Below are 22,970 nucleotides of genomic sequence, written 5' to 3'. Positions count from 1 at the left end.
TCCGTTACTTCACGCCCCAGATAGTTTTGTAATGCCCCTGATAATCATTCTGCGGGTCGTAATGGTTCTGCGGCCCGCCGTCGCTGCCGATATTATCGCGGGTGATCAGATGCGCGGGGGTGACGTAACCTGATGGCGGCTGCCCGGCAAAGGCGCGGTTAAACTCATCCAGCAGCTGCCAGCCGTGCAGTTTCAGCGGCTCGGCCACCGTGCCAATCTGGCTGTCGCCGCTGCGAATACGCTGGAAGGCAGAGATTGACCCATCCCCGGCGGAGATATTAAACGGCGCGTTTTTGCCGCCTTTGCCGGCGGTCTTCAGCGCCGGGGCCATAAAGTCAAAGTAGAGGTCGTTGATCGCCAGCGCGTACTGGAAGTTGTCGCCGTATTTTTGCAGCAGGCTGAAGGTCATCGATGGCATACGGTTAGCGGTATCGGCCAGCGGGGTATCGATAAACTCCACCACTTTACAGCCGCTGCATTTCTCAATTTCCTGCTTCATCGCGTTGGCCTTGTCCAGGGCAATTTGATACAGCGAATCGGTGAAAATCAGCACCTGCGCCTTGCCACCGGACTGCACCACCGCATACTGCGCGGCAAGGCGGGCGACCTCGTCAGAGTCTGAGGTGATGTTGGCGACCACGTTATATTTGGCAATCGGCCCCGGCTGCGGTTCGGCGTGCCAGGCCATCAGCACGATTTTCTGCTGAACCGCTTTTTTCAGCGGAATTTTCGCCACGTTCGGATTCCAGCCGCCAATAACAATGCCGTCAGGGCGCTGGGCGATCGCCTGATTGAGCGCCGCCAGCTGATCTTTCACCGAGCCGCCACCGTCGAGGGTTTCCAGCTTCCAGCCCGCCGCCGCCGCGGCTTCACTCAGCCCCTGCTGCACGCCCTGTACGCCGCCGTTTTTCATATCAGAGGCGATAAAAATCACCTTCTTATTCTTTTGCAGGGTCGGGCCGGTCGTCGGGCCGTCCCACTCGGTGACGCTGGCAGTGGCTTTGGTGACCGCCGCCGTGGCCCGATCGATATAGCTGTCGGCCCAGGCGGGCAGCGAACCTGCCAGCAGGGCGCCAAGGGTCAGAGCAAGAAGATGACGTTTCATAAGGTACTCCCTGGAGTGAGGGTTTTCTGGTTATTGTCAGGGGGGGTAGCCGGAGCGGTTTGACTGCGCACCACGGCCTTTTGGTTCAACATCCGGCGACGCTGGGCGTAACCGGCGAGGGTGATGGAGAGCAGCAGGGTGGCGCCGTTAAACAGCGGTTCAACCCAGAAGTCGCCGCCGAACTGCTGGATGCCGGCAATGCCGATGGCCAGGATGGCGATGCCGACCACGGTGCCCCAGACATTCACGCGTCCGGGGCGAATGGTGGTACTGCCGAGGAATGCACCCACCAGCGCAGGCAGCAGGTAATCCATGCCGACGCTGGCCTGACCAACGCCCTGTTCGGCGGCGATCAGCACCCCGCTGAAGCCGGTCAGCACGCTGGAGGCGATAAAGGCACCGATGGTAAATTTATTCACCGCAATACCGTTCAGCCGCGCCGCCGCAGGGTTACCGCCTACGGCATACATGCAGCGGCCAAGCGGGGTGTGTTCGGTGATCAGCCACAGGATAATGGCCACGGCCAGCACGTAGAACGCGCCGATTGGGATACCGAAGATTTCGGTGTGATGCAGGGCGGTAAAAGCATCAGGCAGATCGCCGACGATCTGGCGGCCGCCGGAGTGCCACAGCGCCACGGCGTACAGCACGGTGCCGGAGCCCAGGGTAGCAACGAAGCTATCGATATCGGCCAGCGCCACCAGAATGCCGTTCAGCAAGCCGTAAACGGCGGAGATGGCCAGCACGGTCAGCACCGCCATCTGCCAGGAGAAGCCATATTCCACTTGTAAGGTGATGGCGAGGATATGCCAAAGCACAATACCAAAGCCGACGTTCAGGTCGATTTTGCCAACAATCATCGGAATGGTGGCGGCCAGCGCCAGCAGGGCAATTTTGGCCTTACTGGCGAGGATCGCCTGTAAGGTCAGCATGCTGGCAAATGAGGGCGAAAGTAAGGAAAACAGAAGGGTGAGCAAAATACACAGCAGCAGCAGGCCGTAGCGGGTGACGATCTGCATCAGCCACGCGGCGGGGCCGTGCTCGCTGAGGCTGACCCGCTGTTCAAGCGCGGTAGACTTCACGGATGTTTTGGACATAGCAGCTTCTCCTGCCACCGTTGCGAGGTGGCGTTAATCATTCAGGCGGTGGCGACAGGGGTTTCGTGGCTGGCAGAGGCCAGTTCGAGTAAGTTGGCAAAGGTGACGCGTTCATTTTTCAGTTCACCCACCACCTGACCACGGTTAAACACCAGCGCGCGGTTGCAGATATGGGCGATCTCTTCAAAGTCATTGGAGATCACCAGCACCGCCACGCCGTCGGCCAGTGCTTTATTCAGCAGGTGATAGATCTCTTCCCGTGCGCCGACATCGACGCCAGCGGTGGGATCTTCGAGGATCAGCAGCGGGGCATTGAGGTGCATCCAGCGCGCCATCACCACTTTTTGCTGATTGCCGCCGGAGAGGGCGCTGATGTCGAGGTTGACGTCTTTCGGACGGACATCGAACAGCTGCACTTTCCACCAGCTGGCCCCGATTTCGGCGCGGCGGCCGTAGCGTGACAGCAGGGCATGGCCGCTGGCGCAGGGATTAATAAACAGGTTTTCGCGCACGCTCATCGACATCACCAGGCTTTCGCCAGTACGGTCGCCTGCCACCAGAGAGATACCTGCGGCCATCGCCTGCTGCGGCGACTGCGCGTCATACCGTTTGTCCCGGAGCTGAATGTTGCCGCCGCTGCGCTGGCGCAGGCCAAACAGCAGGCGACCAATCTCCTCCTGCCCGGCACCGCGCAGACCGGCCAGCGCCAGCATCTCGCCGGGTTGCAGGCTGAAGGAGACCGGGCCGACCTCATCAATACACACCTGGTCGAGAGCCAGTACCGGATCTTTGCCTGCCGGCAGGGCTTCACGCCGATCGCCGTCGATCGCTTCTCCGACGATCATTTCCACCAGATTGCGCAGGGTATATTGCGCCGTCATCCCGCCCGCCACCCGTTTGCCGTCGCGCATTACGCAGACGCGATCGGCAATCTCTATCACCTCATCCAGACGATGAGTGACGTAAATCATCCCGACCTTCTTACTTTTCAGATGGTTGATCACGCTGAACAGGTGGCGCACGTCGTTGGCGGGTAGCGAGGCGGTGGGTTCATCCAGCACCAGTACTTCGGCGTTGACCGCCACGGCACGGGCAATCGCCAGTAGGGATTTTTCGGTACGCGACAGCTCAAATACGCGGGCGTCCGGATCGAGTGCGATGCCGACTTCCTCCAGCGCCGCACGCGAACGTTCACGCACCGCGCGCCAGTCAATCAGCCCCAGACGGCGGGTAAATCCCATCACCAGCGCCATATTCTCCGCCACGGTCATCCACTCAATCAGCCCGAGATCCTGATGGATAAAAGCGATGGGCTGCTGGCGTGCGGTTTTTAAACTGGCAGCAGAAGCGATGCTGGTATGTTGAAAACGGATATCCCCGCTGTCGCGGCCATAGACTCCGGCCAGCACTTTGATCAGCGTGGACTTTCCGGCCCCGTTTTCCCCCAGCAGGGCGACCACTTCACCAGGGAAAACCTCCAGACTGACATCGTTAACAGCGATATTGCCGCCAAAGCGTTTGGTGATATGGCTCAGAGTAAGAACCGGCGTACCGGGTGTATGCTGCATGACAGCCTCCTGCAACTCCTGGTGGGCATTCAACGCGGCGTGATTGGGAAATAATCACCGCAATATTTCAATATGCGAAATCGAGTTTCAAAAATACTATTCTCAGTTGAAACGGAAAGCAAAGGAGCGGCTGTTTTATTTGTGTAATTAAAACAACAGGTTATTTTTGATGTTGTGGAATTGTGATGGACAGCGCACTTCTGCAGCGGGCGCCTGCGGGTGAAATTCTGCCTAAAACGGCGCTGAAACGGGGTTCCATGTTCACAGTGCAGGGTGCATGGGGTAACATCGGGCCACTCCCCGTTGCGGGGCAGGAACTTAAGGGGAAGTGTGGATGAGCGTGAAGGACGATAAGAAAGACAAGCCGCTGGGCACCCAGAGCCTGTTTCGTGGCCTTCAGTTGATTGAACTGTTAAGCAATTATCCGAACGGCTGCCCGCTGGCCACTCTGTCTGAGCTGTCCGGGATGAATAAAAGTACGGTACACCGCCTGTTGCAGGGGCTGCACAGCAGCGGCTATGTGACTCAGGCACCGTCGCCGGGCAGTTATCGTCTGACCACTAAATTTATCTCCGTCGGGCAGAAGGCGCTCTCGTCGCTGAACGTGATCCACGTTGCGGCGCCGCATCTGGAAAAACTCAATCTTGAGGTCGGTGAAACCGTCAACTTCTCCAGCCGCGAAGATGACCATGTGATCCTGATTTACAAGCTGGAACCGACCACCGGCATGATGCGGACCCGCGCCTATATTGGCCAGCATATGCCGCTTTACTGCTCGGCGATGGGCAAGATCTTTATGGCCTGGGGCAGCGAAGATTATCCCGCGCAGTACTGGCAGAGCCATCAGGACACTATCCAGCCGCTAACGAAAAATACCATCACCACGCTGCCAGAGATGCTGGACGAGCTGAAAAATATTCGTCAGCAGCAGACGGCGATGGACCGCGAGGAGAACGAGTTGGGCGTTTCCTGTATTGCCGCGCCGGTGTTTGATATTCAGCAGCGGGTGCCGTTCGCGGTATCGGTATCGTTACCGACGGCGAAACTGCAGCAGATTGGGGTGAAAAAACTGATGGCGCCGGTGGTGGCGACCGCCAAAGCCATCTCCGCAGAATTGGGCTTCCACGGTTAACGCATCATCCCGGGGCGGCCCGTGTTGCGGTCGCCTCGCTTTATTCAATTCTTAATTTCTCCAGCGTGTTCAGCAGGGCATCCACCTTTGGCGTCAGCTGCTTTTTACGTGGCCACACCACGTACAGCGGCAAACCCGGCACGCTCAGCTCCGGCAGGAATGGCACCAGCTCGCCATTGGCTAACTGCTCTTCCATCAGCCACGTTGCCATCTGCGCCACCCCCAAACCCGCCATTACCGCTGCGCGCTGCGCTTCGCCATCCCCTAAAGCCATGCGGTGCGCCACGGTGCGCGTGGTGACCCGACCGTCCGGTGAGGTGACGTGCCACGGGCTGGTACTGCCGTCGCCGCGGTAATAGACAATCGCCCGGTGCTGCTCCAGCTCGGCCAGCGACTGCGGCGTGCCGTGCTGAGCCAGGTAAGCGGGCGAAGCGCAGAAGATCAGCCGCTCGCAGCCCTGGTAACGTACGCTGAGGGAGGGGGGATAGTTGCCCGGCCCGCCGATGCGGATCGCCACATCCACCCCTTCCTCAAACAGATCGACAAAGCGGTCGGAGAACGACAGGCTGAGCTGCATCTCAGGGTATTGCAGGCAGAACGGGTTGAGCAGCGGCAGCACGTGCAGGCGGCCGTAAGTGTGCGGCACCGTTAGCATCAGGCGCCCGACCGGGATGGTGCGCTGGGCGGCCAGCACCGCTTCGGCTTCCGCCAGTTCGTTCAGCACGCGGGTACAGGTATCATAAAATGCCTGTCCGGCGTCGGTCAGCGCCAGGCTGCGGGTGGTGCGCTCGAACAGCCGCGAGCCGAGCCGCTCCTCCAGCCGCGCGACACTCTTACTCACCGCCGAACTGGTCAGATGCAGGCTCTCCGCCGCCGCGGTAAAGCTGCCGTGTTCCACGGTGGCAACAAACGGGGTTATCCCGCGCAGACGATCGTCAGATAGCGCCATTCATTCCTCCAGTTCATTAATCCTGTGAATTTATACCTGAGATGAGAATTATATTCTCTATTAAGCTTAATCCATCAACCGAACAGGAGAGAACCTATGCAACAACGAGCTTTGATTGTCGGCGTCAGTGGCGTCACCGGAAGTGCGCTGGCGGAACGTCTGCTGGCTGAGGGCTGGGCGGTTTACGGGCTGTCGCGCGGGCGGACTCCGGTTGCTGCAGGCGTGCAATCGCTGACTGCTGACCTGACCGATGCCGCTTCCGTACAGTCCGCATTACAGGGCGTGGTAGTGGATAAGGTGTTCTTCAGCGCCTGGGCGCGCCAGGAAACTGAAAAAGAGAATATCCGCGTCAACGGCGGCATGGTGCGTAACGTGCTGAGCGCGCTGGGTGACTCGCTGAAGGGCGGCCATGTGGCGCTGATCACCGGTCTGAAACACTACCTTGGCCCGTTTGACGCCTACGGTAAAGGGGCAGTGCCGCAGACGCCGTTCCGTGAGGAGCAGGGCCGTCAGCCGGTCGAAAACTTCTACTACGCGCAGGAAGATGAGGTATTTGCCGCCGCAGAGAAATACGGTTTCAGCTGGAGCGTACATCGCCCGCATACGGTGATTGGTTTCGCCGTCGGCAACGCGATGAACATGGGCCAGACGCTGGCGGTGTATGCCAGCCTGTGTAAACAGAGCGGGCAGCCGTTTATCTTCCCTGGCTCGAAAGCGCAGTGGGAAGGGGTTAGCGACATGACCGACGCACGGCTGCTGGCCGACCAGCTGCTGTGGGCCGCGACCACGCCGTCGGCACAGAATCAGGACTACAATGTGGTCAACGGCGACGTGTTCCGCTGGCAGTGGATGTGGGGCGAAATTGCCGACTACTTCGGTATCGAAGCCGCGCCGTTCAGTGGCGAGATGCAGCCGCTGGAAGGCCGGATGAACGACGCCCCTGCCCAGTGGCAGGCGCTGGCGCAGCAGCACGGGCTCAAGCAGGACGATGTGACTAAGCTGGCCTCCTGGTGGCACACCGATGCCGATCTCGGTCGCCCGATGGAAGTGTTCACCGACGTCAGCAAAAGCCGTCAGGCCGGGTTCACTGGCTATCAGCCAACGCGTGAGGCGTTCTTCGAACTGTTCGATCGCCTGAAAGCCGAGCAGCTGATCCCGCGCTGAGAGGCAACGGTTGTTTCCTGATGGAAACAATCGTGCACTTTGATAGTTTATTGTTGCGCTGAAAACTGGCTGTGGCAGGATGGTTTCAACGGGTGATTACCCACTTAAATTGAGACGAATCTGAATTAAGGGTCTGCTATGAACGATAAAGTTGTTAACTGGAATGGTGGCTTACAGCCGGAAGCCGTGAAGATCCTGTCTGCTGAAGGCGGCATGATCGTCTGCCCAACTAAAGTGGGCTACATCATCATGACTTCCGATGCCAAAGGTCTGGAGCGCAAATTTGACGCCAAGCAGCGTAACCGTAACAAGCCGGGCGTCGTGCTGTGTGGTTCTCTGGCGCAGCTGAAAGAGCTGGCGCAGCTGAACCCGGAAATCGAAGCGCTGTATCAGCAGCACTGGGACAAAGACGTGCTGCTGGGCTGCATCCTGCCGTGGAAAGAAGAAGCGGTTGCGCGTATCCCGAATGACGGTTCTAAAGATCTGATGATGGACCGCCGCCAGACCAGCTGCTTCGTGATTAAGTTCGGTACCCCGGGCGAAAATCTGGCGAAAGAGCTGTGGGAAAACCACGGTAAATTCTCCTTCGCCAGCTCGGCCAACCCGTCAGGCAAAGGCAACCGTGGCCTGGTAGAGGGCATCGGTGAGCGCATTGAGCAGCACGCTGACCTGATTATCGCGGCCAACGACTATGTGAAATCTATCCAGCCAAACGAGTCTGAAAAGACCCGCTATGAGCAGGGTGTGATGGTGGCGATGGTTGATGAGAATGGCAAACTGGTGCCAGAGCAGAAGGGCGAGCGCAATATTACCCCTTGCCCGGTACTGATCCGTAAAGGTCTGGACGTGGATAAGATTATGTCGATGATGTCGGATATCTTTACCACCTGGGATTACCGTCACGGCAACTATTATTAATCTTCTGTCGAAGATGAATAAAGGGCTGACCGAAACAGAAGGTCAGCCCCTACTGTAGGGGGCGATCTTCTTTTCGATCGCCCCTTTTATTCCTGCAACGCCTTCTGCAAATCTTCAATAAATAATCTCACCCGTGGCGAAATGAAATTATCGCTCTTCACCAGAATATACGATTTATAAATATCCATTTCCCAGTCGGGTAATATCTGCACCAGCCTGCCGCTTTCTACCGCTTCCTGCGCAATATAATTCGGTAAATAAGCAATGCCGGTCTGCGCGACCGCGGAATTTAACAGGGCGATACTGTTGTTGGCGCGAAAACGGCTGCGCACCTCAATATCTTTCTTCTGCTTTTCCTTACGAAACGGTAATGAAATGGTGTGGGCGGGGCCGCGGAACAGAATAAAATCCTGGCGCGGCAGGTCGTCCGGGCTGGCGATGGCATTCAGCTTACTAAGATAGCCCGGCGCGGCATAAAGTCCCCAGGCAATATCAATGAGCGGTCGGTAGTGGCGGTGATCCGGCAGGTCGCGGGTGATGGCAATGGCGATATCAAAATGGTCATCTTCCAGATTCACCGGGCGGTCGGTGAGATCGAGGTCAATGCTGACGTGGATATTGCCAGCCACAAAGCTATTAAGCACCGGTACAATGCACTGGCAGCCAAAGGTGACCGGGGCCACCACGCGCAGGCTGCCGGTTGGCTCCTCATGGAACTGGCGGATAAACAGGTCTGCGCTTTTCACCTCGTGCAGAATGCGGTAGCAGTAGTGGTAATAGGTCATACCGACTTCCGTCACCTGAATGCGCCGCGTGGTGCGCTGCAGCAGCTTCGCCCCGAGACGCACTTCCAGCGCCGAGATCTCTTTACTCACCGAGGATTTTGCCAGCCCGAGCGTCTTTGCCGCTTCGGTATAGCTCAGCGTTTCCACCACCCTGGCAAAAATAATCATCCCGTGCAGGTTTTCAAAATCGCTCATTATTATCCCGGATTGTTTTCAGGCGGAAACAGTGCGCGATATTAGCATATTCCGCGTTTGCTGCGCAGGGAAAAGCGCTATGGTGATTAAAATTCATTTACTCCCCGATAATCTCACAACGCAGAGAGTTAATTTAATGGGTCAGACAATCAGCCAGAAAATACTCGCCCAGAGCTAAAGTCTGGGATGTGCAACGTTTTATTATGATCCCGGACTGCTTTGTCTATTCTGCTAATGCGCAGGCGAATCAAAATATCCGCGTGATGCGCGAATTCGCCGCGGAGCAGGGAATTAAATACTTCAAGGATGTGGGTACGCCACAGTATAAAGGTATCTGCCACATCGGGCTGGCGGAAGGGGGGCATACTCGTCCTGATGAAATGCTGCCCGGCACCGATTCGCACACCGTGACCGCCGGGGAGCTACTGCTGTTTGCCTTTGCCCGCGCCAGCGGACGCATCAAAACCGCCGGGTAAATTACTTCGCCGAGAGGGCCAGTGCGCCACCGGCAAAAACGAACAGGCTGCCCGTTGAGCGGTTGAGAATGCGCAGACGGCGGCGGCTGGCGAAGACGCCCGACAGGCGGCGACCGGCGCAGGCATAGCTGAACATAATGCTGCAATCCAGCACCGCCCAGGTGATGGCCAGCGTGGCGAACTGCAGGGCGTGCGGCTGGCTGGCATCGATGAAGTTCGGGAACAGCGCGGCGAAGAACAGCAGATCCTTCGGGTTGCTGATGCCGACGGTGAAGCCTTTGCGGAACAGACGAAATGCCCCTGGCGCCTCTTCCATTTCGCTGGTGCTGACCGCCGTCGGCTCGCTGTTATCGCGCCAGGCAGCAATTCCCAGCCAGATCAGATAGGCAGCGCCCACCACTTTCAGCACGGTAAAGGCGGTGGTTGAGGCGGCGAGGATCGCGCCCAGGCCCAGCGCGGAGGCCGTCATCAGCATCATTGCGGCCAGTACGCCACCGCTGACGGTCGCCAGCGCCTGCCTGCGGCCATAGCGCAGGCCGTGGGTCATGCTGATCAGCGCCGAAGGGCCGGGAATGGCAATCAGTGCGGCAATCACACCGGTGTACGCCAGCCAGAGTTGAAGCGTCATGAAAAAAATCCTTTAATTGACAACCCTCTGCCTGAGAGTCTCAGCGATAGGGAATGGGGTTCAGAGTAAAGCCTTTCGAAGGCGCAATAGTTTATTTTCCCGGCGATAAGAAGTAAATCTCTGCCGTAAGAAATATCCCGGTTCAGGTGTAGGATTGTGCTGAGTATTGTCTGAAACCTCAGTTCGGCGCCCGATTTGCAACTTTTACACCGGTGTAACACGCGGGCGGGTAACGGCTCGGCAAGGGTAATCTCGACCTGTTCAGCGGAAGGTGAACTAATTATCTGTTCATATTGAAGATTATGGCGCGCTGCGCGAATTTACGCTGTTTTATCAGTTTGGCTTCTCAGCGGGATAACTCACTGTAATAAATCAATTAATTCATCGAAATTAACACTACGATTAACCTTGTCAGTTTATGTTTATTTTCGCGTAATACTTCCCCTGGCTGTCAATAAATTAGGGGAAATTCGCCATCTGTTTATTTTTTGAAATATCTCTTCATTAAGAGTAATAGAAACATCGGGTTGCGTCGCGAGACTGCGGTACTATAATAGGTTGCTTATTCACCAAGCGACTTTGTCGGACTTTTTCGGCATCAGGAGGTTCTTATCACTTTCAACCAAAACGAAACGCTGATTGACAATAACCATACTGAATATGAAGCCTGGTATGATGATTATGAGTCGGGTCCAGAGGCGGGGGTTGAACCGCAGCCGGAGCCGATTCGTGGGCTGCCCGCCTCGGACATCCTCACGCCGTCAGACCGTTATCAGGATCTGTTCGAGGCGGTGCAGATGTCGCGTATTTTCCCCGACAGCAAAACCTTTGCCGACTGTGCGCCGAAGATTGAACCGGAGCGCATCCTGTATCGCTATTATCTGGAACGCGAGCAGCAGCAGTTCGACCTGCTGAAGTTTGTGCTGGAGAATTTCGATCTGCCGGGGACTTATGACAGCCGCTATGTGTCTGACCCCACCAACACCATGGCGCAGCACATTGATGCGCTGTGGCCGGTACTCACCCGTCAGCCGCAGAAGCACAGTGAGTTCTCCTCCCTGCTGCCGCTGCCAAAACCCTATGTGGTGCCGGGTGGTCGCTTTAGTGAGACCTATTACTGGGACTCATACTTCAGCATGCTGGGCTTTGCGGCGGCAGGGCGCTGCGATCTGATGCGCAATATGGCCGATAACTTTGCGTGGATGATCGACAAGTACGGCCATATCCCTAACGGCAACCGGACCTATTATCTCAGCCGCTCGCAGCCGCCGGTGTTCGCCATGATGGTCGAGCTGTTTGAGAAGAACGACGTGCATGAAGCGGCGCACTATCTGCCGCAGCTGAAAAGCGAATATGCGTTCTGGATGGACGGGCAGGAAAACCTGCAGCCGAATCAGGCCTATCGCCACGTGGTGATGCTGCCGGACGGCTCGGTGCTGAACCGCTACTGGGATGACCGCGACACGCCGCGCGACGAATCCTGGTATGAGGATGTAGAGACGGCCCGCCAGTCGTCACGCCCGGCGAGCGAAGTCTACCGCGACCTGCGTGCCGGGGCGGCTTCCGGCTGGGACTATACCTCGCGCTGGCTGAGCGAGCCTGGCCGTCTGGAGAGTATCCAGACCACCAGCATTGTGCCGATCGATCTGAATGCGTTCCTCTACAAGCTGGAAACCACCATTGCGCGCCTATCGGCCAGCAAAGGCGACCAGGCGACTGCGGATCGCTATCAGCAGCTGGCGCTGACGCGCCGTGAAATCGTTGATAAGTATCTGTGGGAAGAGGATACCGGCCTGTATCGTGACTATAACTGGCGCGATGGCGAAAAGGCGTCGTTCTCTGCCGCTGCGGTAACCCCGGTGTATGTCGGCATGTCGAGCCTGGATCAGGCGACGCGCACCTCGAAAGCGGTGCGGAATTATCTGCTGGCTCCGGGCGGCATGCTGTGCAGCATGGAAGTGACCGGCGAGCAGTGGGACAGCCCGAACGGCTGGGCGCCGCTGCAGTGGCTGGCGGTGAAAGGCTTTAACAGCTACGGCGAAGAGCTGCTGGCGCAGGAGATTGCCAGCCGCTGGCTGAAAACCGTCGGTGCGACCTATGACCAGCACCATAAGATGGTGGAGAAGTACAACATCAGCGGTGATGCCGCGCTGCTGGGCGGCGGCGGTGAGTATCCGCTGCAGGATGGCTTCGGCTGGACCAATGGCGTGACGCGCCGCCTGCTGGAGATGTATCCACAGCTGTAATGACCCCGGGGCGGCACGCTGTCGCCCCGTTTAATTTCCCCGCGCATTATAAAAGTGGCTTATAAACGGCCGCGCTTTCATAAGACAAATGCTTTATTTCTTAATGTGAAATCATGCTATTACTGGTGCTTAACCCTAGAAAGCTCCCGGAGATCGTGGCATGAAAAAACTGACTTTAACCGCGCTGGCACTGTTGGCGGGGTTTAGCGCTTCGGCATTCGCCGCTGAAGAGCTGCGCTTCGGCGTCGACCCGACTTTCCCACCGTTTGAATCGAAAGCGCCTGATGGCTCGCTGCAGGGTTTTGATATCGATATGGGTAACGCTATCTGCCAGCAGATGCAGGTGAAATGCGTCTGGGTGCAGACCGGCTATGACGGCATCATCCCGGCGCTGCAGGCACGTAAATTTGACGCAATTCTCTCGGCCATGGCGATGACCGAAAAGCGCCGCCAGCAGGTGGCCTTCACCGATATGCTCTACAACACGCCGAGCGCACTGCTGACGCGTAAAGAGAGTAAGCTGCTGCCGGAGCTGGCATCGCTGAAGGGCAAAACCGTCGGCGTGGCGCAGGGCACTACCCAGGAAGGCTACGCGAAAGCGATGTGGGGCAGCCAGGGCGTGGAAGTGATTAGCTACCCCAACCAGTCCGAGATTTATCCGGATCTCGCTTCGGGCCGTCTCGACTCCACCTTTACCAGCGCGGCATCCGCCGAATCGGGCTTTCTGAAAACCCCTCAGGGTGCCGGTTATCACATTGCCGGTAAACCGCTGTATGACCCGAAATACTTTGGTGAAGGCGTGGGGATTGGGCTGCGTAAAGATGACACTGCGCGCATTGCCAAAATTAACGCGGCGATGGCCGAGCTGCATAAAAACGGCACCTACGACCAGCTGTCGAAAAAGTACTTCAGCTTTGATGTTTACCATCGACCGGAGTAGACCATGACGCAGATAACACTGCCCGATTATCGCCAGCAGCGGGCGCGCTTCCTGGCGGCCGTTGGGCGGCTGGGCGGGGCAATCACTGGCTATCCGCACCCGCTGACAGGACCGCAGGGCGAGGCACTCTCCACCGAGGTGGCGGTGATTGGCCGGGCCGATGCGCCGCAGGTAATGCTGGTGGTTTCCGGCACGCACGGCGTTGAAGGGTATTATGGCTCTGACAGCCAGATCGCCTGGCTCGACGCGCTCGACGGCAGTTCGCTGCCGCCGCACGTGGCGCTGGTGATGGTGCATCTGATCAATCCCTGGGGCACCGCGCACCTGCGCCGCGTCAATGAAGATAATGCTGACCTGAACCGCAACTTTATCGATTTCAGCGCGGCTATTCCGCAAAACCTGGCGTACCCGCCGCTGCACAGCATTTATCGCTGTCAGGATATCGATGGCCCCGAGCGCGCTGCCGCCGATATGCAGATGGCGCAGAAGTGTGCCGATATGGGCTGGAGTGGCGTAAAGCGGATTGTCGAAGCCGGCCAGTATCAGTTTGCCGACGGCATTTTCTACGGTGGCTGCGAGCCCAGCTGGTCGCAGCGCACGCTGCGCCAGATTATTGCGAATCATCTGCAAATGGCGCGGCGGATTATCAGCTTCGATCTGCACACCGGCGCGGGGGCTTACGGCCATCCGATGCTGTTAGCCATTGCCGAGCGCCCTTATGCGGCGCTGGAGCAGGCTAAGCAGCTGTTCGGCGAGTGGCTGACGGTGATCATGACCGGTGACAACCGCGACAGCGAAACCGGGGTCACCGCGACGGCAACCGGCTATCTGTCACAGTTTATGCTCGACCAGTTACCGGACACCGAACTGCTGCAGCTGGTAGTAGAGTGCGGCACCTACGAAGGGCGTGAGATGCATCGCCGGGTGCGCGACGATCACTGGCTGCATCTTTACGGCGAGCCGCTTAGCGAGCAGGGCATCGCGCTGAAAAAGCAGCTGTTTGAGGGGTTCTATCCGGCGGATGAAGACTGGCGAGCGCTAACGGCACTGCGCACCCGCCAGATCTTCCAGCGCGGTTGGGATGCCCTGATCGGCTAAGGTTACAGGCGCCCGTAGAAGGTCATGCGGGCGCTTTCCGACAGCGCAATATCCGGCTGGGCATTGTAAGCCAGCACCACCAGCATGCGCGTGGTATCGCCTTCCGTTGGTGAGACGCGATGCAGCGCATTACGCCCGCGGAACAGCACTAAATCCCCCGGTTCAATCGCCAGCTGCTGTACCGCACGTTCCCCGTCCAGCACTTCGGCCACCCCGGCAAAATTCATTTCACCCGCTTCCGCATCACGCAAATGGCTGACGTACTCAAACACGCCGCCCGCCTCGGGTTTCTGGATCAGCAAAGTAATGGCAAATGAGGAGTTATCAAAGTGCCAGCCCAGCTCCTGCCCGGTATGCGCGTAGTGCAGGTTGATAGAGGAGAGCGTGTCGGCATAAGGATAGAGCTGCTGCTCCTGCAATACCCCGCAGAGAAAGGCCTTAAACACCGGCGAGTCGTAAAGGGTACGCAGCGGGGAATCAGCCGGGATCTCTTCATCGGTGATGCAGCCTTTCGACGAGACCACCTGACGGTTGCGCGGGTGGTTGTCAGCATAGTGCGCATCGGGCTTTTGCAGATAGACGTTGTGCTGGCTGGCAGCGTAGAACGCCAGCTGCTGATTTTCATCGCCTTCCTGCTTAATCGCGGCCAGCGCATCCGCAGTCAGAAAACCGCGCAGCACCAGCGCGCCGTCGCTGGCCAATTGCTGCTGGCAGTGGGCGATATAGTCAGCATCGTCAATCGGGTGGGTAGTGAGGTTGAGCAGCGGGGCAAGAGGGTTCATCGCGTTCTCATCGGCAGAATGGGGATAAACCAATGTAAAGCTTTGCCCGACGAGTTGCTACGGGGTGTGGCTGATTTTTCATCAGATTATCACCGGCGCTATTTTCATTTCGTCGCTTTCGTAGGGTCGCCCTGTGAGGGATCCCCAGAAATGACTTCTATCGCTAAACGTCCGCAAACCGGTCTGAGCTCAGCCTGAGCACGCCGGAACGGCAAAAGACGCTCCCTGCGGGCCTCGTCACGCGGCATCCCTGCCGCGTGACGTCCGGTTTATCTCAGGCTGAGCTCATCCCCCACTCGCATCGTGCTCGCTGTGGGTTTCAAACCGCGACGCTGAGGCTTCGGGTGCAGGGAGGGAGGGCTGATTGCAGCAGGCCCACGGCCAGGGATGGCCGTGAGCCAGGCTACAGGGACGTATTCATGCCGGTGCGGAAAGCAGCCCTCCCTCCTGAAACCGGGCACCTGTCATCCCGCAACACTATTCAAATCAATTTTTGTGGAGATACCTCAGCGGGCGCCCTCGCTCAGCGCGTTAAGATCGGTTTCTGCCAGCAGTGATTGCAGCGGGGCGAACAGCGGCTGCGGCAGAGCGCCTACGTCAAACCACTGCCAGCCTTCACATTTTTCCGGTTCCAGGCGCTGCGGCGTGCCTTCGGCGTCGTAATTAAGCATAAAAATCGTGACGTAATGTTTCTGCTCACGGCTGAAAAAGTCATTTGTAAAGGGACCATTAATGCATTTCCCTAAGGTTAATCCGGTTTCTTCGGCTACCTCCCGCGCGGCGCACTGCTGCGGCGTCTCGCCATACTCCAGATGCCCGCCGGGGGCTGACCAGTCGCCGGCACCGTGGCTGCCGCTGCGTTTCCCCAGTAACAGCAGGCCATTGCGGAATATCAGGACGCCAACGCCCACTCGTGGATAGGTCATATTTACTCCTCACGATGATGTTTTAAGCTGCCTCAGCCTGCAATCAGCCGCGGGCTGAAATTAGACTGGGGTATCAGCCACGCTTAACTATTGCCCTAATTTACAATCCATTTACAAATCCGCCTACGTAGTGTGAAACTGGTCACAATTTTTTAAACCAGGCATCCATTTATGTTAACACGCAGGACACTCATCACTTCCGGTGCGGCGCTGCTGGGCATGGCGGTACTCAACCCGTCCCTCTCCTGGGGCGCCGCGCCTGCCGCTTCGAGCGACAGCCATATTTTTTACCGGATCTCGCAGTTATTAACCGGGCGCACGCAGCTTAGCCCGCTGGTTTCAGAGCGCGCACTGCACTGCCTGGCGGCGGAAGATGCGCAGTTTCCAGCCCATCTTCAGCAGCTGAGCAGCGCGTTGCAGAGCGCGGGCATCACTCAAGCGGACCAGCTTAACGGTCATGCGCTGATGCAGGGGGCCAGCGGTGACACGATCAAAACCATTATCTCAGCCTGGTATCTCGGCTACACCGGTACGCCGGTTGCGCTGCGTGCCGTTGATAATACCCGTTTTGTCACCTACACCGATGCGCTGATGTATGCCCCGACGCTGGATGCCACCGTCATCCCAACGTATTCCCGTGGTCATACCAATTACTGGACCCAGCCGCCAGCAACAATAAAAAACGATTAACTCTTTCTCTTTTAATGTGAGCACCACTATGAGCCAACAATACGATGCCGATGTGATTGTCGTCGGTTCCGGCGCGCTGGGCAGTAATGCCGCCACTACGCTGGCCCGCATGGGCAAATCGGTGATTATTCTGGAAGCCGGAGAGAAGATCCCGCGCTGGAAAATCGTCGAAAACTTCCGTAATTCGCCGAAAAAAGGCAACTATAACTCGCCGTACCCGAATGAGCCCTGGGCGCACCACTCTTACGACGAACAGTATATTGAAAATACCGGTTCGTTCGACTTTCGCCCCGGCATGCTGAAGCTGGTGGGCGGCACGACCTGGCACTGGGCGGCAGCCTGCTGGCGCTATCTGCCGAATGATATGAAGCTGAAAACTCTGTACGGCGTCGGTCGCGACTGGCCGATGGAGTACAGCGAACTGGAGCCGTATTACCAGAAGGCGGAAGAGGCGCTCGGCGTGTGCGGCAGCGATACGGACGACCAGAGCGGCCAGGGCGGCAGCGCCTTCCCGCCGCGCTCAAAACCGTACCCGATGGAGCCGGAAGGCGAAACCTATATTTTCCAGCGCCTGAAAAGCCGCCTCAGCCCGGCCGGGTACAACTTTATCCATGAGCCTAATGGCCGCGCCACCCGACCTTATGACGGTCGCCCGGCGTGCAGCGGCAACAACAACTGCATGCCGGTGTGCCCGATTGGCTCGATGTACAGCGGCGACAAGCACGCGCAGCACGCGGAAGATGCCGGGGCGCGCCTGCTGACCGACTCCACCGCGTGGAAGCTGGAAAAAGGCGCCGACAGTAAGATTGTGGCGGTGCACGTACGCAGTTCAAAAGGCGTCGATACGCGCCTGACGGCGAAATATTTTATCGTTGCCGCACACGGGCTGGAAACGCCCAAGCTGCTGCTGATCTCGGATGTCGCCAACAGTTCCGATCAGGTTGGGCGTAACCTGATGGACCACACCGGCATGGGGCTGCAGTTCCTTGCCGATGAGCCGCTGTGGCCCGGCCGGGGAGCGGTGCAGCAGGGCGGCATCTTCAACTATCGCGACGGCGACTTCCGCAAGAAACACGCCGCAATCAAACACGCCATGTCGAACAACGTGCCGAATATGGCGGTGGCGCAGCGGCTGATCGCCAAAGGGGTCATCGGTAAGGCACTCGACGAGCAGATCCGTCACCAGGCCGCGCGCTGGGTGGATATCTCCACGGTATTTGAGATCCTGCCGCACGCCACCAACACCGTGCGCCCGAGCAGCACGCGCAAAGATGCCCTCGGCATCCCGATGCTGACGGTGCATTACGAGGTGGATGATTACGTCAAGGCGGCGAAAAACGTGGTAGATGCCGACTATCGCCGCTTCGTCAGCCTGATGGGCGGAGAAGTGGTGGAGGACAACACCGGCTGGCAGAACCGCGACCACCTGATGGGCACGGTGATCATGGGCGCTGACCCGAAAGATTCGGTGGTCAATCACGAATGCCGCAGCTGGGATCACAGCAATCTGTTCCTTGCGACGACGGGCGTTATTCCGGCTTCCGGAGTCATCAACCCCACGCTGACCGGCGTGGCGCTGAGTATCCGCATGGCGGAAATCATTGAGAGGGAGATCTGATGATGAAAACGCTTCTGACTACTCTGCTGCTGACCTGCGCTTTCAGCGCGGCGGCGGCTGATGCACAGCCTGACCCGGCGCTGATTGCCCGCGGTAAGTACGTGGCCGTCGCCGCCGACTGCGGCGCCTGCCACCGTCAGACCGCTGAGAACGGCGCGCCGTTTGCCGGGGGCTACGCCATCGACTCGCCGATGGGGCGCATTATTGCCAGCAATATCACCCCGTCGAAGCAGTTCGGCATCGGCAACTACACGGAACAGCAGTTCGCCGACGCGCTGCGCAAAGGGGTGGCCGCCGACGGCAGTAATCTCTACCCGGCGATGCCGTACACCGCCTATCAGGGGATGACCGATGAGGATATCCGCGCGCTGTACGCCTACCTGATGCACGACGTGAAGCCGGTCGAGCAGGCTCCGGCGGAGAAAACTCAACTGGCGTTCCCGTTCAATATTCGCCAGATCATGTGGGGCTGGAACCTGCTGTACCGCGACGATAAGCCTTTTAAACCGCAGGCCGATCTCAGCGCGCAGCTCAATCGCGGTAAATATCTGGTCGACGTGCTGGCCCACTGCAGCACCTGCCATACCCCGCGCAACCTAATGATGGCGGAAGAGAGCAGCCGCTATCTGGCGGGCAGCCCGCTGGGTGGCTGGTACGCCCCCAATATTACGCCGGATAAATCAGGGATTGGCGACTGGAGCCAGCAGGATATTGTCACCTATCTGAAAACCGGCCACCTTGAGGGCAAAGCGCAGGCGGCGGGTGCGATGGGCGAAGCGGTGGAGCACAGCTTCCAGTACCTGCCGGATAACGATTTGCAGGCAATTGCCGCGTGGATCAAACAGGTCCCCGCGCAGCAAAGCCCGCTGGCGGTCACCGCTGATAAACCGGCTGCAACCGATATCAACGCGGTGATTAGCGGGCAGGGCGACCAGGCTTCGCTGGCGGACAGTGCCACCACCGACGGTGCGGTGCTATACAGCGGCGCGTGTTCCAGCTGCCATGGCCGGACGGGCGAGGGCACGAAGGATAACTTCTACCCGTCGCTGACCCACAACAGCGCGGTCTCCGCCGCCACGCCGAACAACCTGGTGATGACCATCGTTGACGGCATTCATCGTAAAAGCCGCGATGCGGACGTGGGCATGCCAGCGTTTGCTACCGAGCTGAACAACGCGCAGATTGCCTCGGTCACCCGCTATGTGCGCAGCCACTTTGCCGGAATTAATGATGAGTTAACGGCCGATGAGGTCGCCCAGCTGCGTCAGGGCGGGCAAGCGCCGCTGATTGTGCGTTACATGAACTGGCTGATTGCCGGAGGCGTGGTGCTGGTGCTGCTGCTCCTCTTCGCGCTGCTGCGCCTGCGCAGGCGCTAACCTCGCCAACCCATGAGCGGACCGTTCTGGTCCGCTTCTCTCTTTAGCGCAGACGTTCCTGCACAAAATCACGGATGCTGCTCTCCTGACAGTGTTCAAAGAAGCAGTGCTGGAAGCGTTCCCCGGAAATCGCCGTTTTCACCAGCTCCGGGTCAATGGCGCGCAGCGTATCGAGATAGTTATCTTTGGTCACCGCGGCCTTCACCTGGTTGAGGATCCCGGCGTTGCGCACCTGTGGCTCTTTGCGCTCCGGTGGGTAACCCTGACCTTTGGCACCGGCGAAGGCCTTCTCAAAGATAAAGCGCAGGTTCAGCTCCGCGCCCCAGCCAAAACCTTTAGCGAACGGCAGCGACAGCGCATTGCCATTGTTGATCTGGGCAAATAAATAGGCATCCGCCGGGTCGATGCAGTAGCCGCACACCACGCCGGGGTGAATATTGAGAGAGACCAGCGCGCCCTGACCGGTGCCGCACCCGGCAATGACAAAATCCACGGCTTTTGAATTCAGTAGCAGGCTGGCCATAATCCCCAGGTGGATGTAGGTCAGGTGGTGATCCTGCTCATCGCTCATGCCGACGTTATACACCGGGAAGTCCTGCTGGGCGGCAACCTGCTGCAGTTCATTCAGCACGATGGCGTTCTTCGCGGCCTGGCTGTTTTCCATCATCAATGCAATTTTCATCCGGTCTCTCCTGATTAAGCGGGTCGTGATGTCAGGTGAGTGTAGTGCGGCCCGCCGAAGAGCTCAAGTAAAAGTAAAACAGTGTTTCATTTTTGTGATTTAGCTATCTCATCCCCCGATGAGATCAAATTCTGTGATGAAACTATCACTTAGCTCGCAGCGGCATGACTATCCTGCGGGTGGGACTTTTCAGGAGAACAGTAATGAGCGACCGGTTTATCAGCGCGGACCATATTCGTGACCGCTTTTCCAAAGCGATGTCGGCGATGTACCAGACGGAAGTTCCTCAATATGGCACGCTGTTGCAGCTGGTGCGTGAGGTGAATCAACAGGTTTTACAGCAGCACCCTGAGCAGCTGGCAGCGGCGCAGTGGCAGCAGGAAGTGGAGCGGCTAAGCGTGGAGCGTCACGGCGCTATCCGCGTCGGCAGCGCGCAGGAGTTAGCGACGCTGCGCCAGGTGTTTGCGGTGATGGGCATGTCGGCGGTCGGCTATTACGACCTGTCGGCGGCGGGCGTGCCGGTGCACTCCACCGCGTTCCGCCCGGTGGAAGAGCGCGCGCTGCAGATCAATCCGTTTCGCGTGTTTACCTCGCTGCTGCGCCTGGAGCTGATTAGCGATGACGCGCTGCGCCAGCGGGTCAGTGAGATCCTGCAACAGCGCGATATCTTTACGCCGCGCCTGCGCGAGCTGCTGGCGCAGTGGCAGCAGGAGGGCGGGCTGAGGGATGATGATGCCGATGAGTTTGTGCGCCAGGCGCTGGAAACGTTCCGCTGGCACCAGCAGGCCTCGGTCGATCTCAGCACCTATAACACCCTGCTGGCGCAGCACCGGCTGATCGCCGACGTGGTCTGCTTCCGCGGGCCGCATATCAACCATCTGACGCCGCGCACGCTGGATATTGACCGCGTGCAGCAGCTGATGCCGGAGTATGGCATCACGCCGAAGGAGACCATAGAAGGACCGCCAGCGCGCAGCTGTCCGATCCTGCTGCGTCAGACCAGTTTTAAAGCCCTGAACGAGGCGATTGATTTCAGCGATCGCACGGCCGGCACGCATACGGCGCGCTTTGGCGAGATTGAGCAGCGCGGCGTGGCGTTAACCCGTAAAGGACGCGAGCTGTATGACCGCCTGCTGCGCGAGGCCGCAGCGGAAAAACACAGCGATAACGCCAGCCATCAGCAGCATCTCAGCGCGGTGTTCGCTGCCTTCCCGGATGATGCCGCAACCTTACGGCGCGAGCAGCTGGCGTGGTATCGCTACCGGCGTAATCAGCAGGTCAGCGCGCAGCCGGGCGAAGATCTGGAAAGCCTGATTGCCCGTGGCGCGGTGACGGCCGAGCCGATTATCTACGAGGATTTTTTGCCGGTGAGTGCGGCAGGGATTTTCCAGTCGAATCTGGGCAGCGATGCCAGTTCAGTGGGCAGCGGCAACCCCAGCCAGGCGGAATTTGAACGGGCGCTGGGCGTGGCCGTGATTGATGAGTTCAGCCTGTACCAGCAGCTGCAGCAGGATTCAATCGATAATTTGTTCCGTTAAGGGGCACGCCCACCACGGGGCGAGCGGAAAAATGGTCGGCCCCTACAACAAACTGCATTCGTAGGGGCGGACCTTATTTTTCGGTCAGCCCGTTTTTAGGGGTTAAACGGATGGCTTCCGGCCAGCACGCGCTCAATCACATTGAGCGCACCTTGCTGATTGTTACTCTCGGTGTGATACCCCGCGACCTTTTTCACCCCGGGCTGGGCATTATCCATGGCAAAGCCAAAGCCGGCGTGGGCCACCATTTCGATATCATTGCCGCTGTCGCCGACCGCCACCACTTCCTCATCGGCAATCTGCCACTGACGCTGCAGCAGCTTCAGCCCGTGGGCTTTATGTACGCCGGGTATGATCAGGTCGACAAAGCCAAAGCCGCTGGAAACCGGGGTGACAATACCCTCCAGTGCATCCCCGATATGCGCCATCAGCTCGGGGATCTTCTCGTCATTCAGATTCAGGGAGAACTTAAAGATGGTGTCATCCAGCGCGGCAAAATTCTCGCGCAGTTCAAGGCGATGATAATGCTTAGCCATCAGCGCCAGCAGCGGTTGCGGGGTGGTATCAAGCATGTACGCGCTGCGCGGTCCGCACACCACGGCATGGATATAGGGAATGCCCGCCAGCACTTCCAGCACGCGCCGCAGATGCGCATCGCTGAGCGCTCCACAAAACAGCGTTCTACCCTTATCCACGATATTCGCCCCATTTTCGGCGATAAAAGCAATCTCATCGCGGATTTCTGGGAAGAAGCTAATCAGCTGGTAATACTGGTTGCCGCTGGCCACCACAAACTTGATTCCCCGCTGCTTTAACTGCTGATACTGCTGTAAAAATCGCGCCTTGTTATAGCGCTTATTATCGTCGAGAAAGGTGCCGTCCATATCCACAGCAATCATCTTAATCATCACGCCAGCCCCAGGTTGAAATAAACAGAAGATAAACCCTGCCTATCATCGGGGAAAAACATACCGTGAAAAAGAGGTCGTTTTTGCCGATGGCTTCCCCTTTTCAACTGCAACACAGGCTGTTATCAGACGCCGGTAGCGATTTTATT

21 protein-coding genes are annotated in these 22,970 nt (G+C 58.2%); 11 read left to right on the top strand and 10 right to left on the bottom strand.

Going from position 1 to position 22,970, the window contains the following annotated elements; all coding sequences use genetic code 11:
- Positions 1-4 precede the first annotated feature (4 nt).
- Genes ID864_RS06910 through ID864_RS06900 form a run of 3 tightly spaced genes read right to left on the bottom strand, consistent with a single transcriptional unit; the run spans position 5 to position 3,770 of the window.
- A complete protein-coding gene (locus tag ID864_RS06910; RefSeq protein ID WP_191149614.1) occupies positions 5-1,105 on the bottom strand; it encodes an ABC transporter substrate-binding protein in 1,101 nt (366 codons plus the stop codon).
- On the bottom strand, positions 1,102-2,202 hold the full coding sequence (locus ID864_RS06905) for an ABC transporter permease (protein WP_191149613.1): 1,101 nt from the start codon (positions 2,200-2,202) through the stop codon (positions 1,102-1,104). Before ID864_RS06905 ends, ID864_RS06910 begins: the two co-directional genes overlap by 4 nt.
- Before the next feature lie 41 nt (positions 2,203-2,243).
- Positions 2,244-3,770 (bottom strand): sugar ABC transporter ATP-binding protein, encoded by a 1,527-nt coding sequence (locus tag ID864_RS06900; RefSeq protein WP_048917510.1) that lies wholly within the window; start codon positions 3,768-3,770, stop codon positions 2,244-2,246.
- Positions 3,771-4,104: 334 nt separating this feature from the next.
- Here ID864_RS06900 and ID864_RS06895 point away from each other — a divergent pair, with 334 nt between their 5' ends.
- On the top strand, positions 4,105-4,902 hold the full coding sequence (locus tag ID864_RS06895) for an IclR family transcriptional regulator (RefSeq protein WP_048917509.1): 798 nt from the start codon (positions 4,105-4,107) through the stop codon (positions 4,900-4,902).
- Between the two features lie 40 nt (positions 4,903-4,942).
- On the opposite strand, the gene ID864_RS06890 is transcribed toward ID864_RS06895, so the two are convergent.
- The gene (locus ID864_RS06890; RefSeq protein ID WP_062818487.1) at positions 4,943-5,851 is read right to left on the bottom strand and encodes a LysR family transcriptional regulator; all 909 of its coding nucleotides are present in this window, start codon (positions 5,849-5,851) and stop codon (positions 4,943-4,945) included.
- A 96-nt stretch (positions 5,852-5,947) separates the two neighbouring features.
- Here ID864_RS06890 and ID864_RS06885 point away from each other — a divergent pair, with 96 nt between their 5' ends.
- A complete protein-coding gene (locus tag ID864_RS06885) occupies positions 5,948-7,015 on the top strand; it encodes an SDR family oxidoreductase (protein WP_048917504.1) in 1,068 nt (355 codons plus the stop codon).
- A gap of 138 nt (positions 7,016-7,153) precedes the next feature.
- Entirely contained in the window at positions 7,154-7,933 is a 780-nt protein-coding gene (locus ID864_RS06880; RefSeq protein WP_099754802.1) for an L-threonylcarbamoyladenylate synthase, read from the top strand.
- 86 nt (positions 7,934-8,019) lie between these two features.
- On the opposite strand, the gene ID864_RS06875 is transcribed toward ID864_RS06880, so the two are convergent.
- Positions 8,020-8,913 carry a LysR family transcriptional regulator gene (locus tag ID864_RS06875; protein ID WP_062818482.1) on the bottom strand — a complete coding sequence of 298 codons (894 nt, stop codon included), beginning with the start codon at positions 8,911-8,913 and terminating at the stop codon, positions 8,020-8,022.
- A 188-nt stretch (positions 8,914-9,101) separates the two neighbouring features.
- On the opposite strand from ID864_RS06875, the gene ID864_RS06870 reads away from it, so the two are divergent.
- Positions 9,102-9,389 (top strand): aconitase family protein, encoded by a 288-nt coding sequence (locus tag ID864_RS06870; protein ID WP_318153225.1) that lies wholly within the window; start codon positions 9,102-9,104, stop codon positions 9,387-9,389.
- A gap of 1 nt (position 9,390) precedes the next feature.
- On the opposite strand, the gene ID864_RS06865 is transcribed toward ID864_RS06870, so the two are convergent.
- The gene (locus tag ID864_RS06865) at positions 9,391-10,017 is read right to left on the bottom strand and encodes a LysE family translocator (RefSeq protein WP_099754805.1); all 627 of its coding nucleotides are present in this window, start codon (positions 10,015-10,017) and stop codon (positions 9,391-9,393) included.
- 611 nt (positions 10,018-10,628) lie between these two features.
- Here ID864_RS06865 and treF point away from each other — a divergent pair.
- From treF to ID864_RS06850, 3 genes are all read left to right on the top strand, one after another.
- A complete protein-coding gene (gene treF / locus ID864_RS06860) occupies positions 10,629-12,263 on the top strand; it encodes an alpha,alpha-trehalase TreF (protein ID WP_191149646.1) in 1,635 nt (544 codons plus the stop codon).
- Between the two features lie 160 nt (positions 12,264-12,423).
- Positions 12,424-13,203 (top strand): ABC transporter substrate-binding protein, encoded by a 780-nt coding sequence (locus ID864_RS06855; protein ID WP_191149612.1) that lies wholly within the window; start codon positions 12,424-12,426, stop codon positions 13,201-13,203.
- A 12-nt stretch (positions 13,204-13,215) separates the two neighbouring features.
- Positions 13,216-14,301, top strand: a complete 1,086-nt coding sequence (locus ID864_RS06850; RefSeq protein WP_048917502.1) for a DUF2817 domain-containing protein — start codon at positions 13,216-13,218, stop codon at positions 14,299-14,301.
- A gap of 2 nt (positions 14,302-14,303) precedes the next feature.
- On the opposite strand, the gene ID864_RS06845 is transcribed toward ID864_RS06850, so the two are convergent.
- Together ID864_RS06845 and ID864_RS06840 are read right to left on the bottom strand one after the other, a co-directional pair.
- Positions 14,304-15,083 (bottom strand): HalD/BesD family halogenase, encoded by a 780-nt coding sequence (locus tag ID864_RS06845; protein WP_048917498.1) that lies wholly within the window; start codon positions 15,081-15,083, stop codon positions 14,304-14,306.
- Positions 15,084-15,589: 506 nt separating this feature from the next.
- The gene (locus tag ID864_RS06840; RefSeq protein WP_048917493.1) at positions 15,590-16,009 is read right to left on the bottom strand and encodes a nucleotide triphosphate diphosphatase NUDT15; all 420 of its coding nucleotides are present in this window, start codon (positions 16,007-16,009) and stop codon (positions 15,590-15,592) included.
- Between the two features lie 171 nt (positions 16,010-16,180).
- Between ID864_RS06840 and ID864_RS06835 the strand changes: the two genes are divergently transcribed.
- From ID864_RS06835 to ID864_RS06825, 3 genes are read left to right on the top strand one after another with little or no spacing between them, the layout of a single operon-like run.
- Positions 16,181-16,699, top strand: coding sequence for a sugar dehydrogenase complex small subunit (locus ID864_RS06835; RefSeq protein WP_048917492.1), 519 nt, complete (start codon positions 16,181-16,183; stop codon positions 16,697-16,699).
- Between the two features lie 28 nt (positions 16,700-16,727).
- Entirely contained in the window at positions 16,728-18,317 is a 1,590-nt protein-coding gene (locus ID864_RS06830) for a GMC family oxidoreductase (RefSeq protein ID WP_191149611.1), read from the top strand.
- On the top strand, positions 18,317-19,693 hold the full coding sequence (locus ID864_RS06825; RefSeq protein WP_099754419.1) for a cytochrome c: 1,377 nt from the start codon (positions 18,317-18,319) through the stop codon (positions 19,691-19,693). Before ID864_RS06830 ends, ID864_RS06825 begins: the two co-directional genes overlap by 1 nt.
- 43 nt (positions 19,694-19,736) lie before the next feature.
- Here ID864_RS06825 and ID864_RS06820 read toward each other — a convergent pair whose 3' ends face one another.
- Positions 19,737-20,375, bottom strand: a complete 639-nt coding sequence (locus ID864_RS06820) for an RpiB/LacA/LacB family sugar-phosphate isomerase (protein ID WP_191149610.1) — start codon at positions 20,373-20,375, stop codon at positions 19,737-19,739.
- Between the two features lie 203 nt (positions 20,376-20,578).
- Between ID864_RS06820 and hglS the strand changes: the two genes are divergently transcribed.
- Complete coding sequence (gene hglS / locus ID864_RS06815; RefSeq protein WP_048917489.1) at positions 20,579-21,913, top strand: 2-oxoadipate dioxygenase/decarboxylase HglS; 1,335 nt, start codon at positions 20,579-20,581, stop codon at positions 21,911-21,913.
- A gap of 95 nt (positions 21,914-22,008) precedes the next feature.
- Here hglS and ID864_RS06810 read toward each other — a convergent pair whose 3' ends face one another.
- Complete coding sequence (locus ID864_RS06810) at positions 22,009-22,821, bottom strand: Cof-type HAD-IIB family hydrolase (RefSeq protein WP_099754417.1); 813 nt, start codon at positions 22,819-22,821, stop codon at positions 22,009-22,011.
- Positions 22,822-22,970 lie beyond the last annotated feature (149 nt).

Origin of the sequence: Erwinia aphidicola, assembly GCF_014773485.1 — a bacterium.
In the GTDB taxonomy this organism is placed as follows: Bacteria; Pseudomonadota; Gammaproteobacteria; order Enterobacterales; family Enterobacteriaceae; genus Erwinia; species Erwinia aphidicola.
The sequence above is the reverse complement of the archived record's forward strand: the minus strand, read 5'-3'. Positions and strand labels throughout refer to the sequence as shown.

Coding starts and splice junctions, on each gene's coding strand:
- hglS (WP_048917489.1), top strand. CDS start 20,579: ATGAGCGACCGGTTTATCAGCGCGGACCATATTCGTGACCGCTTTTCC.
- ID864_RS06835 (WP_048917492.1), top strand. CDS start 16,181: ATGTTAACACGCAGGACACTCATCACTTCCGGTGCGGCGCTGCTGGGC.
- ID864_RS06885 (WP_048917504.1), top strand. CDS start 5,948: ATGCAACAACGAGCTTTGATTGTCGGCGTCAGTGGCGTCACCGGAAGT.
- ID864_RS06810 (WP_099754417.1), bottom strand. CDS start 22,821: ATGATTAAGATGATTGCTGTGGATATGGACGGCACCTTTCTCGACGAT.
- ID864_RS06880 (WP_099754802.1), top strand. CDS start 7,154: ATGAACGATAAAGTTGTTAACTGGAATGGTGGCTTACAGCCGGAAGCC.
- ID864_RS06840 (WP_048917493.1), bottom strand. CDS start 16,009: ATGACCTATCCACGAGTGGGCGTTGGCGTCCTGATATTCCGCAATGGC.
- ID864_RS06890 (WP_062818487.1), bottom strand. CDS start 5,851: ATGGCGCTATCTGACGATCGTCTGCGCGGGATAACCCCGTTTGTTGCC.
- ID864_RS06905 (WP_191149613.1), bottom strand. CDS start 2,202: ATGTCCAAAACATCCGTGAAGTCTACCGCGCTTGAACAGCGGGTCAGC.
- ID864_RS06865 (WP_099754805.1), bottom strand. CDS start 10,017: ATGACGCTTCAACTCTGGCTGGCGTACACCGGTGTGATTGCCGCACTG.
- ID864_RS06910 (WP_191149614.1), bottom strand. CDS start 1,105: ATGAAACGTCATCTTCTTGCTCTGACCCTTGGCGCCCTGCTGGCAGGT.
- ID864_RS06875 (WP_062818482.1), bottom strand. CDS start 8,913: ATGAGCGATTTTGAAAACCTGCACGGGATGATTATTTTTGCCAGGGTG.
- ID864_RS06855 (WP_191149612.1), top strand. CDS start 12,424: ATGAAAAAACTGACTTTAACCGCGCTGGCACTGTTGGCGGGGTTTAGC.
- ID864_RS06895 (WP_048917509.1), top strand. CDS start 4,105: ATGAGCGTGAAGGACGATAAGAAAGACAAGCCGCTGGGCACCCAGAGC.
- ID864_RS06830 (WP_191149611.1), top strand. CDS start 16,728: ATGAGCCAACAATACGATGCCGATGTGATTGTCGTCGGTTCCGGCGCG.
- ID864_RS06820 (WP_191149610.1), bottom strand. CDS start 20,375: ATGAAAATTGCATTGATGATGGAAAACAGCCAGGCCGCGAAGAACGCC.
- ID864_RS06825 (WP_099754419.1), top strand. CDS start 18,317: ATGATGAAAACGCTTCTGACTACTCTGCTGCTGACCTGCGCTTTCAGC.
- ID864_RS06900 (WP_048917510.1), bottom strand. CDS start 3,770: ATGCAGCATACACCCGGTACGCCGGTTCTTACTCTGAGCCATATCACC.
- ID864_RS06845 (WP_048917498.1), bottom strand. CDS start 15,083: ATGAACCCTCTTGCCCCGCTGCTCAACCTCACTACCCACCCGATTGAC.